Annotated in this window: 18 protein-coding genes and 2 tRNA genes; 13 read left to right on the forward strand and 7 right to left on the reverse strand. The window is 59.3% G+C overall.

Going from position 1 to position 17,194, the window contains the following annotated elements:
* Positions 1–89 precede the first annotated feature (89 nt).
* Together B5M06_RS07950 and pdxA are read left to right on the forward strand one after the other, a co-directional pair.
* Positions 90–839 (forward strand): Nif3-like dinuclear metal center hexameric protein, encoded by a 750-nt coding sequence (locus B5M06_RS07950; protein ID WP_054067363.1) that lies wholly within the window; start codon positions 90–92, stop codon positions 837–839.
* Between the two features lie 48 nt (positions 840–887).
* Positions 888–1,943, forward strand: a complete 1,056-nt coding sequence (pdxA, locus tag B5M06_RS07955) for a 4-hydroxythreonine-4-phosphate dehydrogenase PdxA (protein WP_054067364.1) — start codon at positions 888–890, stop codon at positions 1,941–1,943.
* Between the two features lie 25 nt (positions 1,944–1,968).
* On the opposite strand, the gene mscL is transcribed toward pdxA, so the two are convergent.
* Positions 1,969–2,397 (reverse strand): large conductance mechanosensitive channel protein MscL, encoded by a 429-nt coding sequence (gene mscL, locus B5M06_RS07960; protein WP_054067365.1) that lies wholly within the window; start codon positions 2,395–2,397, stop codon positions 1,969–1,971.
* Positions 2,398–2,542: 145 nt separating this feature from the next.
* Here mscL and petA point away from each other — a divergent pair, with 145 nt between their 5' ends.
* The 7 genes from petA to B5M06_RS07995 all read left to right on the forward strand — a co-directional run bounded on the left by petA (position 2,543) and on the right by B5M06_RS07995 (position 6,911).
* Positions 2,543–3,139 carry a ubiquinol-cytochrome c reductase iron-sulfur subunit gene (gene petA / locus B5M06_RS07965; RefSeq protein WP_054067366.1) on the forward strand — a complete coding sequence of 199 codons (597 nt, stop codon included), beginning with the start codon at positions 2,543–2,545 and terminating at the stop codon, positions 3,137–3,139.
* A gap of 15 nt (positions 3,140–3,154) precedes the next feature.
* Positions 3,155–4,573 (forward strand): cytochrome b, encoded by a 1,419-nt coding sequence (locus B5M06_RS07970; RefSeq protein WP_054067367.1) that lies wholly within the window; start codon positions 3,155–3,157, stop codon positions 4,571–4,573.
* Positions 4,574–4,590: 17 nt separating this feature from the next.
* Positions 4,591–5,349, forward strand: a complete 759-nt coding sequence (locus B5M06_RS07975) for a cytochrome c1 (RefSeq protein ID WP_054067368.1) — start codon at positions 4,591–4,593, stop codon at positions 5,347–5,349.
* Positions 5,350–5,455: 106 nt separating this feature from the next.
* Positions 5,456–6,067 (forward strand): glutathione S-transferase N-terminal domain-containing protein, encoded by a 612-nt coding sequence (locus B5M06_RS07980; protein WP_054067369.1) that lies wholly within the window; start codon positions 5,456–5,458, stop codon positions 6,065–6,067.
* Positions 6,068–6,119: 52 nt separating this feature from the next.
* Positions 6,120–6,650 (forward strand): ClpXP protease specificity-enhancing factor, encoded by a 531-nt coding sequence (locus B5M06_RS07985; RefSeq protein WP_054067418.1) that lies wholly within the window; start codon positions 6,120–6,122, stop codon positions 6,648–6,650.
* Positions 6,651–6,701: 51 nt separating this feature from the next.
* A tRNA-Thr gene (locus B5M06_RS07990) sits at positions 6,702–6,777 on the forward strand.
* 58 nt (positions 6,778–6,835) lie between these two features.
* Positions 6,836–6,911, forward strand: a tRNA-Thr gene (locus B5M06_RS07995).
* 55 nt (positions 6,912–6,966) lie between these two features.
* Here the strand turns inward: B5M06_RS07995 and B5M06_RS08000 are convergent.
* Positions 6,967–7,293 (reverse strand): DciA family protein, encoded by a 327-nt coding sequence (locus B5M06_RS08000; RefSeq protein ID WP_054067370.1) that lies wholly within the window; start codon positions 7,291–7,293, stop codon positions 6,967–6,969.
* Positions 7,294–7,529: 236 nt separating this feature from the next.
* Between B5M06_RS08000 and secA the strand changes: the two genes are divergently transcribed.
* The 4 genes from secA to B5M06_RS08020 all read left to right on the forward strand — a co-directional run bounded on the left by secA (position 7,530) and on the right by B5M06_RS08020 (position 13,303).
* Positions 7,530–10,253 (forward strand): preprotein translocase subunit SecA, encoded by a 2,724-nt coding sequence (secA, locus tag B5M06_RS08005; protein WP_054067371.1) that lies wholly within the window; start codon positions 7,530–7,532, stop codon positions 10,251–10,253.
* A 127-nt stretch (positions 10,254–10,380) separates the two neighbouring features.
* On the forward strand, positions 10,381–11,610 hold the full coding sequence (gene argJ / locus B5M06_RS08010; RefSeq protein WP_054067372.1) for a bifunctional glutamate N-acetyltransferase/amino-acid acetyltransferase ArgJ: 1,230 nt from the start codon (positions 10,381–10,383) through the stop codon (positions 11,608–11,610).
* Between the two features lie 283 nt (positions 11,611–11,893).
* Positions 11,894–12,826 carry an ATP-binding protein gene (locus B5M06_RS08015; protein ID WP_054067373.1) on the forward strand — a complete coding sequence of 311 codons (933 nt, stop codon included), beginning with the start codon at positions 11,894–11,896 and terminating at the stop codon, positions 12,824–12,826.
* Between the two features lie 18 nt (positions 12,827–12,844).
* On the forward strand, positions 12,845–13,303 hold the full coding sequence (locus tag B5M06_RS08020; RefSeq protein ID WP_420809977.1) for an NUDIX domain-containing protein: 459 nt from the start codon (positions 12,845–12,847) through the stop codon (positions 13,301–13,303).
* 85 nt (positions 13,304–13,388) lie between these two features.
* On the opposite strand, the gene B5M06_RS08025 is transcribed toward B5M06_RS08020, so the two are convergent.
* The 5 genes from B5M06_RS08025 to B5M06_RS08045 all read right to left on the reverse strand — a co-directional run bounded on the left by B5M06_RS08025 (position 13,389) and on the right by B5M06_RS08045 (position 17,161).
* Positions 13,389–13,592 carry a DNA gyrase inhibitor YacG gene (locus B5M06_RS08025; protein WP_054067375.1) on the reverse strand — a complete coding sequence of 68 codons (204 nt, stop codon included), beginning with the start codon at positions 13,590–13,592 and terminating at the stop codon, positions 13,389–13,391.
* Positions 13,593–13,619: 27 nt separating this feature from the next.
* Positions 13,620–14,375, reverse strand: a complete 756-nt coding sequence (gene zapD, locus B5M06_RS08030; RefSeq protein ID WP_054067376.1) for a cell division protein ZapD — start codon at positions 14,373–14,375, stop codon at positions 13,620–13,622.
* An 82-nt stretch (positions 14,376–14,457) separates the two neighbouring features.
* Positions 14,458–15,066 (reverse strand): dephospho-CoA kinase, encoded by a 609-nt coding sequence (gene coaE, locus B5M06_RS08035; RefSeq protein WP_054067377.1) that lies wholly within the window; start codon positions 15,064–15,066, stop codon positions 14,458–14,460.
* Positions 15,067–15,068: 2 nt separating this feature from the next.
* On the reverse strand, positions 15,069–15,938 hold the full coding sequence (locus B5M06_RS08040) for a prepilin peptidase (RefSeq protein WP_054067378.1): 870 nt from the start codon (positions 15,936–15,938) through the stop codon (positions 15,069–15,071).
* Positions 15,938–17,161, reverse strand: coding sequence for a type II secretion system F family protein (locus tag B5M06_RS08045; protein WP_054067379.1), 1,224 nt, complete (start codon positions 17,159–17,161; stop codon positions 15,938–15,940). The genes B5M06_RS08040 and B5M06_RS08045 overlap by 1 nt, the downstream gene beginning before the upstream one ends.
* Positions 17,162–17,194: the final 33 nt, after the last annotated feature.

Here is a 17,194-nt window from a genome sequence, read left to right on the forward strand (position 1 = left end):
GCTTGCGATGCAGATCAGGGCAGCTTCGGCTGCCCTTTTTTATGGCCTGCTGCACTCGTGCTTCCTGAACGCTTGGCACAATCGACGCCATGATCCAGCGACAAGACCTTCTCTCCCATTTCGATGCCTTGCTCCAGCCTGAGCGCTTCAAGGACTACGGCCCCAACGGCCTGCAGGTCGAAGGCAAGGCCGAGATTCGCCATATCGTCAGCGGCGTGACGGCCAGCCGTGCCCTGATTGAAGCCGCCATTGCCGACAAGGCCGATGCCATCTTTGTGCACCACGGCCTGTTCTGGAAAGGCATGGATGGCCGCATCACGGGCTGGATGAAGGAACGCATCCGTCTGCTGCTGGCGCATGACATCAATCTGTTCGCCTACCACCTGCCGCTCGATGCCCACCCCGAGCTGGGCAACAACGCGCAGTTGGGCGCCAAGCTCGGCGTACAGTGGGACAGCACCTTTGGCGAACAGGCGCTGGGCATGGTGGGTGATGCCAGTTTTGCCAGTCCTGCTGCCCTGGCAGACCATGTGCAGCAGGTGCTGGGCCGTGCCGTGACCTGCGTCAGCGGTGCGCAGGACAAGCCCATACGCCGTCTGGCCTGGTGCACGGGTGGCGCGCAGGGCTTCTTTGAAAGCGCGCTGGCCGCAGGGGCTGATGCCTATATCACGGGTGAAATCTCCGAGCCTCAGGCCCATCTGGCGCGTGAGACCGGCACCACCTTTATTGCCGCGGGCCACCATGCCACCGAGCGCTATGGCGCGCCTGCCGTGGCTGCCCATGTGGCGCAGCAACTGGGGCTGAGCCACCGGTTTATCGAGATCGATAATCCAGCATAAATTTCATAGCTTTCAGCGCTTGCTGCATCAGCGTTATAGGTCAATTTCATGCATAAAAACAAAGCCATTGCCATCACGCAAGGAGATTCTGCGGGCATTGGCCCGGAAATCATTGCCAAGGTGTTTCGTGAACAGCCTGCGCTGCTGCAGGGCTGTTTTGTCGTGGGGGATGTAGCCACCATGCGCCGTGGTGCGCAGGCCATTGCCGTGGCTGGCGAAACCTCGCTGCCTGTGGCTGTGATTGCCAGCCCGGATGAGGCATGGCAGGTGCCGCCGCGCTGCATCCCCGTGCTGGAGCTGCCGGACATGCCGCCTCCTGCACCCTGGGGGCAGATCACGGACAGCGCAGGTGCTGCCGCCGCAGCCTGCGTGCAATGGGCGGCGCGTGCCGCCCTGCGTGGTGAGATTGCCGCTCTGGTGACCGCGCCGCTGCACAAGGAAGCACTGCATGCCGGTGGTGTGACCTACCCTGGCCATACCGAACTGCTGCAGGCAGAAGCTGCGCAGCATGCAGGCGTCGCCATGAGCGAGATGCCGGTGCGCATGATGCTGGCCAATGATGAGCTGTGCACCGTGCTGGTGAGCATCCATGTCTCGCTGCGCAAGGCGCTGGAAGCCGTGACCTTGGACAACATCCTGCAGACCCTGCAGATCACCCATGCCGCACTGCAGCGCATGCTGGGCCGTGCGCCACGCATTGGTGTGGCGGGGCTCAACCCCCATGCGGGTGAGGGCGGCCTGTTTGGCTCGGAAGAGATAGACATCATTGCGCCTGCCATCGCTGCTGCCCGCGCGCAGGGCATTGATGCACAGGGGCCGTTTGCGCCCGACACCGTATTCATGCGGGCCCGCAATGTGCCCGGTCACCCCGGCGAGTTTGATGTGGTGTTGGCCATGTACCACGACCAGGGCTTGATACCCATCAAATATCTGGGCGTGGAAAGTGGCGTAAATGTGACACTTGGCCTGCCTCTGGTGCGCACCAGCCCGGACCACGGCACGGCCTTTGACATCGCGGGGCAGGGCGTGGCCGATGCTTCCAGCCTGCTGGAGGCTGTGCGCATGGCACAAAAGCTCTCAGCCAGTGCGAGGGTGCAGGCTTAAGTTCCCTAGCGCGAAGCATGCGCCTTCAGCGGCGCAGCTGATCGCGGATTTCGCGCAGCAGCAGGACTTCTTCAGGCGTCACTTCAGGTGCGGGAGCAGGGGGCGGTGTCTCGCGCTTGAGGCGGTTGATCTGCTTGATCATCACGAAAATGATGAACGCCAAAATCACAAAATTCACCGCCACGGTAATGAAGCTGCCATAGGCCAGCACAGGCACGCCCGCTTCCTGCAGGGCAGGCAGCGTGCGCGGCGTTCCTTCGGGAACACTGCCCAGCACGATGAACAGGTTGGAGAAGTCCAGCTTGCCGAACACCAGCCCCACCAGCGGCATGATCAGGTCCTTCACCACGGAATCGACGATCTTCCCGAAGGCCCCGCCGATGATCACGCCGACGGCCAGATCGATCACGTTGCCCTTGACGGCAAACTCACGAAACTCCTGCAGCATAGACATGCGAATCTCCTGTTTGATTGAGATAAGTCATATTGCATGATTTAACGCAAGAAGGGGGGCGGATAGGTGCTTGGATTCCAATTTTTCGACAAGCTACAATTTCTCGATTGACCTTATACCTAGCGATGTTTTATCGAGGATCCCCATGAGCGATACACCTGTCGACTCCAGCAAGCGGACGTGGATCATCACGTCTGCCTGCGCTGGCGCAGTAGGCGGCGCAGCGGTTGCAGTGCCTTTTGTGAGTACTTTCCAGCCTTCTGAAAAGGCCAAGGCCGCAGGGGCTGCAGTGGAAGTGGATATCTCCGCGCTGGCTCCAGGCGAAAAGCTGACCGTGGAATGGCGTGGCAAGCCTGTGTGGATCTTGAAGCGCACACCGGAACAGCTCGCGGAGCTGCCCGAGCTGGACAGCCAGCTGGCAGACCCCGAATCGCTGCGTAACCAGGATCAGCTCACGCCTCCTTACGCACGCAATACATGGCGTTCCATCAAGCCCGAGGTGTTTGTTGCAGTGGGGATTTGCACGCACCTGGGATGCTCGCCTGTGGATAAGTTCGCTACCGGCGCCCAGCCTTCGCTGCCTGCAGACTGGAAGGGCGGCTTCCTGTGCCCATGCCACGGCTCTACTTTTGACATGGCTGGCCGTGTCTTCAAGAACAAGCCAGCACCCGACAACCTGGAAGTGCCTCCTTATAAGTTCCTGTCAGAGAACACACTTCTGATTGGCGACGACAAGGCTTGATGGAGTTAGAACGACATGGCCCACGAATTCAAAGAGATCGACCCGAACGCCGCGACCGGTGCGAAGGTCAAGAACTGGTTTGAAAATCGTTTTCCTTCGGCATTTGCAGGCTACAAGATGCATATGTCGGAGTACTACGCTCCAAAGAACTTCAACTTCTGGTACATCTTTGGTTCGCTGGCACTGCTGGTGCTGGTGATCCAGATCGTGACCGGGATCTTCCTGGTCATGCACTACAAGCCTGACGCTGAAAAAGCCTTTGCGTCTGTGGAATACATCATGCGTGATGTGCCATGGGGCTGGCTGATTCGCTATATGCACTCCACCGGTGCATCGGCCTTCTTTGTGGTGGTCTATCTGCACATGTTCCGTGGTCTGCTCTATGGCTCCTACCGCAAGCCACGCGAGCTGGTCTGGATCTTCGGCTGCGCCATCTTCCTGGCGCTGATGGCTGAAGCCTTCATGGGCTACCTGCTGCCATGGGGCCAGATGTCTTACTGGGGCGCGCAGGTGATCGTGAACCTGTTTGCTGCAGTACCCGTGATCGGCCCTGACCTGGCGATCTTGATTCGTGGTGACTATGTGGTCGGTGATGCAACGCTGAACCGCTTTTTCAGCTTCCACGTGATTGCCGTGCCGCTGGTGTTGCTGGGTCTGGTGGTGGCGCACTTACTGGCGCTGCACGATGTGGGCTCGAACAACCCTGACGGTATCGAGATCAAGGCTCCCAATGCGCCCAAGGATGCCAATGGCAATCCGCTGGACGGCGTGCCTTTCCATCCCTACTACACCGTGCACGACATCTTTGGCGTGGCTGTGTTCCTGTTCCTGTTCTCGGCGGTGGTGTTCTTCGCGCCAGAGTTCGGTGGGTACTTCCTGGAGTACAACAACTTCATCCCCGCTGACCCGCTGAAGACGCCTGCGCACATCGCTCCCGTGTGGTATTTCACGCCGTTTTACTCCATGCTGCGTGCGATTACTGCCGAGATGATGTATGTGCTGGTGGGCTGCGTGGTGCTGGCTGCGCTGCTGGCTCTCTTCAAGTCCAAGATGGCAGGCCTGTTCAAGCTGGTGGCGGTGCTGGCCGCGGCCGTCGCTGTGGTGCTGATGCTGAGCATCGATGCCAAGTTCTGGGGTGTGGTTGTGATGGGCGGCGCCGTGGTGATTCTGTTTGCGCTGCCATGGCTGGACTGCAGCCCTGTGAAGTCCATTCGCTACCGTCCCACATGGCACAAGTATGTGTATGCCGTGTTCGTGATCAACTTCGTGATCCTGGCGTATCTGGGTGTGCAGCCGCCATCCCCCATGGGTGAGCGCGTTTCGCAGGTGGGCACCTTGTTCTACTTCGGCTTCTTCCTGCTGATGCCCTGGTGGAGCCAGCTGGGTACACCCAAGCCTGTTCCTGACCGCGTGACTTTCAAGCCACACCACTGAGCTAGGAGATAAGAACAATGAAAAAGCTGTTTCTCACGCTGATTGCCGCGCTTGGCATTGTGGGTGGTGCGCATGCCGCAGGTGGTGGCCTGGTGCCACTGGACAAGGCTCCAGTGGATGTGACGAACCAGGCATCGCTGCAAAACGGTGCCAAGCTGTTCGTGAACTACTGCCTGGGGTGTCACTCGGCAGCTTTCATGCGCTACAACCGCTTGAAGGACATTGGTCTGAGTGATCAGGAAATCAAGGACAACCTGCTGTTCACCACAGAAAAAGTGGGTGACACCATGGTGGCTGCGATTGATCCCAAGCAGGCAGCAGCCTGGTTTGGTGCCAACCCACCTGATCTGACGGTGATTGCGCGCTCTCGTGCCAGCCACGATGGCTCGGGTGCAGATTACATCTACACCTTCCTGCGTACCTTCTATCTGGACTCCACCAAGCCCACGGGCTGGAATAACCTGGTCTTCCCTTCGGTGGGCATGCCCCATGTGCTGTGGGAGCTGCAGGGTGCACGCCGCGCCATCTTTGAAGATGTGGTGGTAGATGGTCAAAACACCCAGGTATTCAAGGGCTGGGAAACCGTTACTCCGGGAACAATGACCCCACAAGAGTACGATCAGGCTGTAGGGGACTTGGTGAACTTCCTACAATGGATGGGTGAACCAGCCCAAAATACCCGCATTCACGTGGGTATCGGTGTCCTGATCTTCCTGGGTATCTTTATCTTGATCACCTGGAGACTGAACGCCGCGTTCTGGAAAGACGTTAAATAATTAGACAGTCTGTGCTGCCTCATACCCTGGGTGTGAGGCAGTTCGGTCGCAGCAGAGTGGGCGCTTTCAGGCGTCCCACTCTTTTTGATTTTTAGGAGCTTCCGCCATGATGGTGCTTTATTCGGGAACGACTTGCCCTTATTCCCACCGTTGCCGCTTTGTGCTGTTCGAGAAGGGAATGGACTTCGAGATTCGCGATGTGGACTTGTACAACAAGCCCGAAGAGATCGCGGCGATGAACCCCTACGGTCAAGTTCCCATCCTGGTTGAACGTGACCTGATTCTGTATGAATCGAACATCATCAATGAGTACATTGATGAGCGCTTCCCCCATCCCCAGCTGATGCCTGGTGACCCTGTGGATCGTGCGCGTGTGCGTCTGTTCCTGCTGAACTTTGAAAAAGAACTGTTCGTGCACGTGAACACGCTGGAGCAGCGCAATGTCAAGGGCAACGAAAAGGAAGTGGAAAAGGCACGTCAGCACATCCGTGACCGTCTGACCCAGCTGGCTCCTGTGTTCCTGAAGAACAAGTACATGCTGGGCGAAGGCTTCTCCATGCTCGACGTGGCGATTGCTCCCCTGCTGTGGCGTCTGGACTACTACGGCATTGAGCTGAGCAAGAACGCTGCGCCCTTGCTCAAGTACGCCGAGCGCATCTTCTCGCGCCCTGCCTACATTGAAGCCCTGACACCTTCCGAGAAGGTGATGCGCAAGTAATTCTTGTGCTTTTGTGTTTCCCCCTGCGTTTGCTGTTTGCTGGAATTTGTTCATGACCGAGTCTTCTGCCACCTCTACACGGCCATACCTCATTCGTGCCATTCATGAGTGGTGTACGGATAACGGCTTTACGCCTTATCTGGCTGTCAAAGTGGATCGCTCGGTGCAAGTGCCGCGTGAATACGTCAATGGCGGGGAAATCGTGCTCAACGTCAGCTATGACGCCACGGGCAGTCTGCAGCTGGGCAATGAATATATTGAATTCAAGGCCCGTTTTGGTGGCAGACCCCATGACATCATGGTGCCCGTTGAGCGCGTGCAGGCCATTTATGCGCGTGAGACCGGGCAAGGCATGTCTTTCCCCGTGATTGACGATTTGCTGGCAGAGCTGCCAGATGACGCGGCGGCTCTTGCCGCTGCTGAAGCAGAGGATGAGGCTGCACCAGAGCAGGAGCCTGCAGCGAGCACACCCGTGGTGCAGCTGGTCAGCGCCAGCAGCAAGCCTTCGGATGGCGACGAGCCTCCTTCGCCACCAGCGCCTGCTGCGGGTGGCAAACGCCCCGCACTCAAACGTGTGAAATAAAGTCCTGAATTTTTCTGCAAGCGCAAAACTTGTATTAGAATTTCAGCTTTCGCCGGTTTAGCTCAGTTGGTAGAGCACCCGCCTTGTAAGCGGTAGGTCGTCAGTTCGAATCCGACAACCGGCACCAATTCAGGATGCTTTGCGGCATCCTTATCCCGGTAGCAGTTCACGCTGCGCTGTGGATAGCCGGTTTAGCTCAGTTGGTAGAGCACCCGCCTTGTAAGCGGTAGGTCGTCAGTTCGAATCCGACAACCGGCACCATTTCTTCAGTTATGTAAAGACCCATCAGGGTCTTTTTTTTCGTCTGTACCCAGGCTCACATGGGGCTTTGCCAGGGTGACGCATTCAAGATCTTGATCTGAATGCGGTTCACGTTCCAGCCCTTGTTGCGCAGATGCGCCTCCAGCCCCGGCAGCAGGTGGCGCAGCTTGCTGGCCGCAGCGCTGTTTTTCACGATCAGGCACCAGACGTCACCTTCCAGCGGGCCGGGTTGCACGTGCGGCCGCAGGCCCGGAGGCAGCAGTGGGGCAATGCACTTCAGGCGCGCATTGGCGTCTTGTGCCTGCTTTACCAATGACGACAGCATGGGTGAGGTGTGTGCGGCTTGTTCCAGAGAAATAGCGATATGGCGGCGCGAATGCATGGCAGATCAGGTGTCAGGATTTGTGCATTATCAGCACATCATGCTGTGCGTGCACGGGCTGTCTGCAGGAGACTGGAGCTAAAGCGCAAGCGGCAGTTAGAATCAATTTTTGGCTTTCAGTGCATGAGGCTCTTGTTTTGTCGCTGAATGAGCCCATCTGCATGACAACTCTACATTAGGGATTTGGCCGCTGCCGGTGCTGCTGTTTGCAGCGCTGCTCAGTGGCTTCCGTTCGCATGGTCAACTTTCTCACCAAACTTTTCGGCAGCCGCAATGACCGGCTTCTCAAGCAGTACCGCAAGACGGTGGCTCGTATCAATGCGATGGAGCCAGAGCTGGAAAAGCTCGATGACCAGGCTTTGCGGGCCAAAACCCAAGAATTCAAAGACCGTCTGGCCAAGGGTGAAGCGCTGGATGATCTCTTGCCCGAAGCCTTTGCTGTAGTGCGTGAGGCCTCCAAGCGTGTCATGAAGATGCGCCACTTTGATGTGCAGCTGCTCGGTGGTATGGCGCTGCACCACGGCAAGATTGCCGAAATGCGCACTGGTGAAGGCAAGACGCTGACCTCGACCCTGCCCGTCTACCTGAACGCACTGACTGGCAATGGCGTGCATGTGGTGACGGTGAACGACTACCTGGCCAGCCGCGACGCGGAAACCATGCGTCCGCTCTATAACTTCCTGGGCCTGTCCGTGGGGGTGAACCTGCCCCAGGCGCCACGCGAAGACAAGCAGCTGGCCTATCTGGCTGACATTACCTACGGCACGAATAACGAATACGGCTTCGACTACCTGCGTGACAACATGGTCTATGACAAGGCCGATCGTGTGCAGCGTGGTCTGAACTTTGCCATCGTCGACGAGGTGGACTCCATCCTGATCGACGAAGCGCGTACGCCTCTGATCATCTCTGGTCCTGCCGAAGACAACACGGCCATGTACCAGGTCATCAACAAGCTGGCTCCGCAACTGGTGCGTCAGGAAGGCGAGGCAGACCCCCGCACGGGCGAAGGTGTGACCAAGCCCGGTGACTTCACCGTGGACGAAAAGAGCCACCAGGTGTTCCTGACCGAAGAAGGTCACGAAAAGGCAGAGCGCATTTTGATGGAAGCGGGCCTGCTGCCAGAAGGCGCTTCGCTGTACGACCCTTCGAACATTGCGCTGGTGCACCACCTGTACGCTGCACTGCGCGCCCACCATATCTATCACCGTGACCAGCACTATGTGGTGCAAAACGGTGAAGTCACCATCGTGGACGAGTTCACCGGCCGTCTGATGAGTGGCCGCCGCTGGAGCGATGGTCTGCACCAGGCCGTGGAAGCCAAGGAAGGTGTGGCCATTCAGGCCGAGAACCAGACCATGGCCTCGATCACCTTCCAGAACTACTTCCGCCTCTACAGCAAGTTGGCGGGTATGACGGGTACGGCTGACACCGAAGCTTACGAATTCCAGAGCATCTATGGCCTGGAAACCGTGGTGATTCCTCCGAACAAGCCCAGCAAGCGTGTGGACCAGCTGGACCGCGTCTACAAGACCACGCAGGAAAAGTACAACGCCGCCATCGAAGACATTCGCGAATGCTACGAGCGCGGCCAGCCTGTGCTGGTGGGTACGACCTCGATCGAGAACTCGGAAATCATTGACCAGCTGCTCACGGCTGCCAAGCTGCCCCACCAGGTGCTGAACGCCAAGCAGCACGCCAAGGAAGCTGACATCATCGCCCAGGCCGGTCGCAAGGGCATGATCACCATCGCCACCAATATGGCTGGCCGTGGTACCGACATTGTGCTGGGTGGCAACATCAGCAAGCAGGAAGCGGAAATCGCCGCCAACCCTGAGCTGGACGATGCCACCAAGCAGGCCAAGATTGCCGAGCTGCGTGCGCAGTGGCACAAGGACCACGAAGAGGTCAAGGCGCTGGGCGGCCTGCGCATCATCGCTACCGAGCGCCATGAATCGCGCCGTATCGACAACCAGTTGCGTGGTCGTTCGGGCCGCCAGGGTGACCCCGGCTCTTCGCGCTTCTATCTGAGTCTGGATGACCAGCTGATGCGCATCTTCGCGGGTGACCGCGTGCGTGCCATCATGGACCGCCTGAAGATGCCTGAGGGTGAAGCCATCGAAGCAGGTATCGTGACCCGCTCCATCGAGTCTGCACAGCGCAAGGTGGAAGCACGCAACTTCGACATGCGCAAGCAGCTGCTCGAATACGACGACGTGGCCAATGACCAGCGCAAGGTGATCTACCAGCAGCGCAACGACATTCTGGACACCGAAGACCTGACCGACATGATCAACGCCATGCGCGAAGATTGTGTGGCAGACATGGTGCGCATGTATGTGCCTGCCGAGTCCATGGAAGAGCAGTGGAACCTGCCTGCGCTGGAAAAAGCGCTGGCAGAGTGGCAGGTGCACATCGACCTGCAAGGCATGGTTAAGGATTCGGAAAGCATCACCGACGAAGAGATCCTGGAAGCCTGCGTGAAGGCTGCCAACGATGTCTATCAGGGCAAGCTGGATCTGGTCGGCAAGGATCAGTTCATGAACTTCCAGCGCGCCGTGCTGCTGCAAAGCTTTGACACCAACTGGCGCGACCACCTAGCAGCGCTGGACTATCTGCGCCAGGGTATCCACCTGCGCGGCTTTGCACAGAAGCAGCCCAAGCAGGAATACAAGCGCGAGGCGTTTGAGCTGTTCCGCCAGCTGATCGACCAGGTCAAGAACGAAGTGACCCGCGTGCTGCTGACTGTGCGCATCCAGCAGCCTGAGCAGCTGGAGCAGGTGGCACAAAATATTGAAGAGCATGCGGAAAGCGCCCAGCAGGGTATGCAGTACGCCAGCGCCGATGGTGACAAGACCGACCGTTTTGAGCTGCCAGCCGGCGTGCGTGTGGGCCGCAACGACCCATGCCCCTGCGGTAGCGGCCAGAAGTTCAAGAATTGCCACGGCAAACTGGCTTGATGGACTTCTGCAGGCGTTGATGCCTACATCCACAAACAACACGGGCTGCATGCCCGTGTTTTTCGTTGTGCGCAGCGGTTTGTCTCCATAATCAGGGACTAACTGTTTTTCTGTAGGAAGCCCTGCAATGCCTGTGAATTTGCCCGTTCCCGTCGCCGCTGACCTGTTCCCCGTCGCTGGTGTTCGTATTGGTGTGACCGAAGCCGGTGTGCGCAAAGCCAACCGCAAAGACCTGACCGTGTTTTTGCTGGATGAAGGCGCCAGCGTCGCAGGCGTGTTCACGCAGAACCGTTACTGTGCAGCACCTGTGCAAGTCTGCCGTGAGCATCTGGCCGCAGGCCAGGACATCCGCGCCATGGTGATCAACACCGGCAATGCCAATGCAGGCACGGGCGCAGCTGGTCTGGCCAATGCCCGCAAGACCTGCGCTGCGCTGGCCAAGGAACTGGGCGTGAGCGAGCAGCAGGTGCTGCCTTTCTCCACCGGCGTGATCATGGAAGAGCTGCCTGTGGACCGCATTGTGGCCGGTCTGCCTGCCGCCATTGCGGCCGCCAAGGCCGACAACTGGGCCGTAGCTGCCGAAGGCATCATGACCACCGACACCCAGCCCAAGGCCTACAGCCGCAGCGTGCAAGTGGGTGGCAAGACGGTGCACATCACCGGCATCAGCAAGGGTGCAGGCATGATTCGCCCGAATATGGCGACCATGCTGGGCTATCTGGCCACCGATGCAGCCATCGCGCCCGAGTTGCTGCAGGGCCTGGTCAAGGAACTGGCTGATGGCTCCTTCAACCGCGTGACCATTGATGGCGACACCTCCACCAACGACTCCTTTGTGCTGATTGCTACGCACAAGGCGGGCAATGAGGTCATCACCAACTGGGACGGCGCCGAAGCCCAGGCACTGAAGGCCGCGCTGCAGGACGTGGCGCGTCTGCTGGCTCAGGCCATCGTGCGCGATGGTGAAGGCGCTACCAAGTTCATCACCGTCAAGGTGGAGGGCGGCAAGACCGAAGAGGAATGCCGTCTGGTGGCTTACTCCATTGCCCACTCGCCCCTGGTCAAGACCGCCTTCTTTGCCTCTGACCCCAACCTGGGCCGCATCCTGGCTGCCGTGGGCTATGCTGGCATTGCGGACCTGGACCAGACCAAGATTGATCTGTACCTGGACGATGTGCACGTGGTGGCCGATGGCGGCCGCAATCCTTCCTACAGGGAAGAAGATGGCCAGCGCGTGATGAAGCAGCAGGAAATCACCGTGCGTGTGCTGCTGGGCCGTGGTGATGCGTCGCAGACCGTGTGGACCTGCGACCTGAGCCATGACTATGTTTCCATCAACGCCGACTACCGCTCTTGATAGGTGGCTGTGGCGCTGCAAAACGCCCTGCAGGCTTTGTTGCAAGCTCTTGCCGTGGCGCTGCCACTGTCTGCGAGCTTGCGTCGCGCCTGCACCGCCCTGCGGGCTGGGCGTTGTGCAGCGCTGGAGATGCTGTGAGGGGCCTGATGGCTCCTTTCTTTTTTAAGAGCAGCTTGCGCTGGATTTATAAGCGTTTCAAATAGAAAACTATCTGAAACCAAGCATTGATCGGCGCAAGCAGCTATCAAAATTAAAAAATGGAGACCCCATTGTGCAAAATGTGATGAACCCTCTGGAGCGCCTGGTCGAACGTGCCGAGCGGCTCATGCAACGCATTGAATCTGTGCTGCCGCAGCCGCTGCAGGCGCCCGCTGACTGGAATGCCGCCATTGCCTGGCGCTACCGCAAGCGTGCCAACGGTTGTGGGGTGCTGGAGCCTGTGCGCCATGTGGGCGCCATGCAGCTGTCGGACCTGCAGAACATTGATGCGCAGAAAGAAAAAATCGCGCGCAATACCGAGCAGTTTGTGCAGGGGCGCACGGCCAACAACGTGCTGCTCACGGGCGCGCGTGGTACGGGTAAATCGTCGCTGATTCGGGCCTGCCTGCATGCCTATGCCCCGCAGGGGCTGCGCCTGATTGAGGTGGACAAGGCCGATCTGACCGATCTGCCCGACATCGTGGACGTGGTGGCAGGCCGCCCCGAGAAGTTCATCATCTACTGCGACGACCTGAGCTTTGAGGAAGGCGAGCCCGGTTACAAGGCCATGAAGTCCATCCTGGATGGCTCTGTGTCTGCTGCCACGCCCAATGTGCTGGTCTATGCGACCAGCAACCGCCGCCATCTGCTGCCCGAGTACATGAGCGACAACCTGCAGACCACCAAGGGCAAGGATGGTGAGATCCACCCCGGCGAAGTCGTCGAAGAGAAAATCTCGCTGTCTGAGCGCTTTGGCCTGTGGGTGAGCTTCTACCCCTTCAGCCAGGACGAATACCTGCGCGTGGTGGCGCAGTGGCTGCACTCCATGGGCTTGGACGAGGCTGCCATCAAAGCGGCGGAGCCTGAAGCGCTGGTCTGGGCCTTGGAGCGCGGCTCACGCAGCGGCCGTGTGGCCCAGCAGTTTGCGCGTGACTATGCCGGTCGCAGTGAGCGCCCCGCAGCACCGCGTCAGCGCATTGCCGATGTCGAAGGCCTGACTGACGGCGCTGAAATTTAAGAAAGCAGATTTTTGATAGTGACTACCCCTGCAGAACGTAAACATACCGAAGTCGCCGTGGGCGTGCTGATTCGCGAAAGCGATGGCGCGCTGCTGATCACCAGCCGCCCTGAGGGCAAGCCCCGCGCGGGCTGGTGGGAGTTTCCCGGCGGCAAGCTCGAAGCTGGCGAAACCGTGGAGCAGGCGCTGCGCCGCGAGTTGCAGGAAGAGCTAGGCATCACCATTACCAACTGCCTGCCTTGGAAGGTGACGGAGCACGCATACAGCCACGCCCTGGTGCGCTTGCACTGGTGCAAGATCACGCAGTGGGAGGGCGAGTTCGCCATGCTCGAAGGCCAGCAGATGGCCTGGCAGCAATTGCCGCTGCAGGTGCAGCCCGTGCTGGAAGGCTCGCTGCCGGTGCTGCAGTGGCTCAGCGAAGAGCGCGGCCTGCCGTTTGATGCCAGGGTGTATGCGGTGGAAGAACTGCAGAAATAAGAGCTGCCAGCGCTGAAAAACAAAGGGATTCAGATAGAAAACTATCTGAATCCCTTATTTGTTGGGCGCTGAAAGCTATGGTTTTTTAATCTTCCTTGCGCGGGTCGCCGTATTCATTGTCCTGTGGTGGCTGGGCTGGCACACGAAACGCTTCGGCAGCCCAGGCGCCCAGATCAATGTTCTTGCAGCGCTGACTGCAGAAAGGGCGCCACGCATTGCTGGGCGCAAACAGGCTAGGGCCGCCGCAGGTCGGGCATTGCACTGTGGGGTGGATGGTCGAATCGCTCATGCGTATAAGTCTGGCATGTAGCGGCGCTCAGGCGCACAGCGTGAGCTCAAAAACCGCATTTTCACTGGTCGCTTGCAGGGCACCCTGTTCATTGGCGCGCAGCAGGCGCACAGACACCATCAGCCGATTGGCGCTGATTTCAGGAATCAGGCCGGACTCCGTGGAGATGCGCAGGCGCAGCAGCTGGTAGGCTTTGCCAGCCTGCAGTGACTGCTGGAATTGCCCGTTGGTGGCAGCCACTTTCTGGGGCGAGCCAGTTTCGCGCAGCAGGCGCAGCAGCAGCGCCAGTGCCTCGGCCAGCGGTCTGAGGCATTGGGTCCACTGCTGCAGATCGGCATGGCGCTGTTCAGCAGGGCAGTTTTGCCAGCGGTGGTAGGCCGGCAGGTCAAAGCTGCTGGTGCCGCCAGGGATGCTGATGCGGCTGCGAATGCTCATCAGCCAGTCAATCTCGGTCAGGGGCTGGCCGGTCTTGCCGGTCTGGGTGTGCAGCGCGCTGTAGCACTGGTTCAGCTGCTGGATGATGTGGTCCAGCATGTCCTGCGCAATGGCTGGGTTGTCACGCAGGTTTTCGAACATGCTTTTGTTGCGATCAAGATCGCGCAGCAGGTCGGACTTGAGGTCAGCACGGGAGGCCACGTCTATGATTTCGAACATGGTGGCCAGTGCGAAATGGTGATCAATGGACGATTCGCGCGAGACGAGTTCAAACAAACGCCGGAAGAGTTGTTCCAGACGCAAGTAGGTGCGTAGCCGTTCGTTGAAAGGGTACTCGTAAAGGATCACGCTGGCAGTATCCCGGTAGGCGCAGGCAAAAAAGGTACGGGGTCACATGCGTGCCCGCCATAAAAAGGCGACACGGTTGTCATCATAGCGGCAACCATGCCGAAATTGATAGCACTTCTGTGCGCAATGCTGCTAAATCTATGCCGTCGTTGTAGATCACATAGTCAGCGGCTGCCATGCGTTGCTGACGACGGGCTTGCGCCGCGAGGATTTTTTCCACGGCAGTGCGCTCCAGCCCGTTGCGGGCCATGACGCGCTGGATCTGGGTTTCGGGCTCGCAATCGACGACCAGCACCGCATCCAGCTGCTGGCGCCAGCGGCCAGATTCCACCAGCAAAGGCACATCAAACACCAGCAGGCGCGCGCCGAGTTGCTGGGCCTGTAGCGCCTGCTGCTCGGTCAGCTGGGCAATCAAGGGGTGGGTGATGGCTTCCAGCCGCTGGCGGGCCGTGGCGTCCTGAAACACCAGCTGGCGCATGTAGGCACGGTCCAGTGCACCGTCCGCACCAATGGCCTGGGGGCCAAAGGCCTCAGCAATCGGGGCGATGGCGGCCCCATGGGGCGCGGTAATGCTGCGCGCGATGGCATCCGCATCCATGATCGCAGCACCCGCGCTGGCCAGTATCTGGGCCACGGTGCTTTTGCCGCTGCCAATGCCTCCCGTCAGGCCCAGCCGGTAAGCGCGCTGCATATTCAGATCCCCAGGCCTTGCAGCAAGGTGCGCATGATGCGGTCATGGCCCCAGAACAGCACGGCAAAGCCACCGCCAGCCAGAAATGGGCCAAAGGGGATGTAGCCACCTTCGCGCAGGCTGCTGCGCAGCTTCATGGCAATGCCGACGATGGCGCCAATCACCGAGGCCAGCAAAATCAGCGGCACCAGCGCCTGCCAGCCGAACCACGCCCCCAGTCCTGCAAACAGCTTGAAGTCGCCATAGCCCATGCCTTCCTTGCCAGTGAGCAGCTTGAAGCCCCAGTACACCAGCCACAGTGACAGATAGCCCGCCACAGCCCCCCACAGGGCTTCTGACAGCGCAATACTGTTCCACTGCAGGGCTGTAACGATGAGGCCGCCCCACACCAGCGGCAGGGTGATGTCGTCCGGCAGATAGGTGGTGTCCCAGTCAATCAGTGCCAGCGTCAGCAGGGCGGCACTGAAGCCGCACCAGGCCAGGCCTGTGGGTGTGAAGCCCCAGCGGTGGATGCACCAGGCAAACAGGGCCGCGGTGGCGAGCTCTACCAGTGGATAGCGAATGCTGATGCGGCGACTGCAGCCGCGGCATTTGCCGCGCAGTGCCAGCCAGCTGAGCACGGGAATGTTCTCGTACCAGGCAATGGCATGGCCACAGTGCGGGCAGCGTGAGCGCGGCCTGCACAGCGTGAGTGCAGGGGCTGCTGGCGTGTATGCCTTGCCAGCCTTGGAGGCAGCATGCTGGGCGCATTCAGCGTCCCACTGCTGCTCCAGCATCTGTGGAAGTCTATGGATGACGACGTTCAAAAAACTGCCAATCAGCAGACCGAGCAAAACTGCGAGGGCGATATCCCCCAGTGCAAAAACGTCCATCAAACCACTTGTCCCAATTTGAAGATAGGCAGGTACATGGCCACCACGATGCTGCCGATGATGCCACCCAGAAACACGATGATGATGGGCTCCATCAGGCTGGAAAGCCCGGCCACCATCTCATCGACCTCTTGTTCGTAGAAGTCGGCAGCCTTGCCCAGCATGTGGTCAATGGCACCCGACTCCTCGCCAATGGCGCACATCTGCAGCACCATGGATGGAAAGACATTGGCATTGGCCATGGCCACGTTCAGGCTGGAGCCGGTGGCTACTTCATGCTGGATGCGGTCGGTGGCCTCCTTGTAGACGCTGTTGCCGGAAGCGCCGCCCACAGAGTCCAGTGCTTCCACCAGGGGCACGCCTGCGGCAAACATGGTCGAGAGCGTACGCGTCCAGCGCGCCACGCAGGATTTGTCGATCAGCACGCCAAAGATGGGCATTTTCAGCAGCAGGCGGTCCATGACGCGCTGCATCTTGGGGCTGCGCTTCCAGGCCTGCATGAAAAAGTAAAAACCTCCACCGAGCACGCCAAAGATCAGCCACCAGTAGTCCACAAAGAACTCGCTGATGGACATCACCAGCAGGGTGGGGGCGGGCAGATCGGCACCAAAGGAGGTAAAGACTTCCTTGAAGGCAGGGATCACAAAGATCATGATCACCGTCACCACAATAAAGGCCACCAGCACGACCGAGGTGGGGTACATCAGGGCTGATTTGATCTTGCCCTTGATGGCCTCGGTCTTTTCCATATAGGTGGCCAGGCGATCCATCAGGGTTTCCAGAATACCTGCGGCTTCACCCGCTTCGACCAGGTTGCAGTACAGCGCATCGAAGTACATGGGGTGCTTGCGAAACGCCACACTCAGTGAAGTGCCGGTCTCTACATCCTGACGGATGTCGTTGAGCAGCTTGGTCACGCTGGGGTTGGGGTTGCCGCGGCCCACGATGTCGAAGGCCTGCAGCAAGGGCACGCCCGCCTTCATCATGGTGGCCATCTGGCGCGTGAAGACGGCAATGTCCTTGGGCTTGATCTTCTTGCCAGCCCGCAGGGCGCGCTTTTTCAGCTTGGTCATGAAGATGCCCTGGCGGCGCAGCGACGCCTGGACCTGTGCTTCTCCTGTGGCACGCATTTCGCCGCGCAGCTCTTTGCCCTGCCGGTCTTTGCCTACCCATTCAAAGATGAATTCCTTGGCTGGCGCTCGGCCAATTGTTGCGTTTGCCATCACGCTACTCCCTCTGCTCTCAGTGCTGTTGTA

Source organism: Comamonas kerstersii (genome assembly GCF_002056725.1).
GTDB classification, from domain to species: Bacteria; Pseudomonadota; Gammaproteobacteria; order Burkholderiales; family Burkholderiaceae_C; genus Comamonas; species Comamonas kerstersii.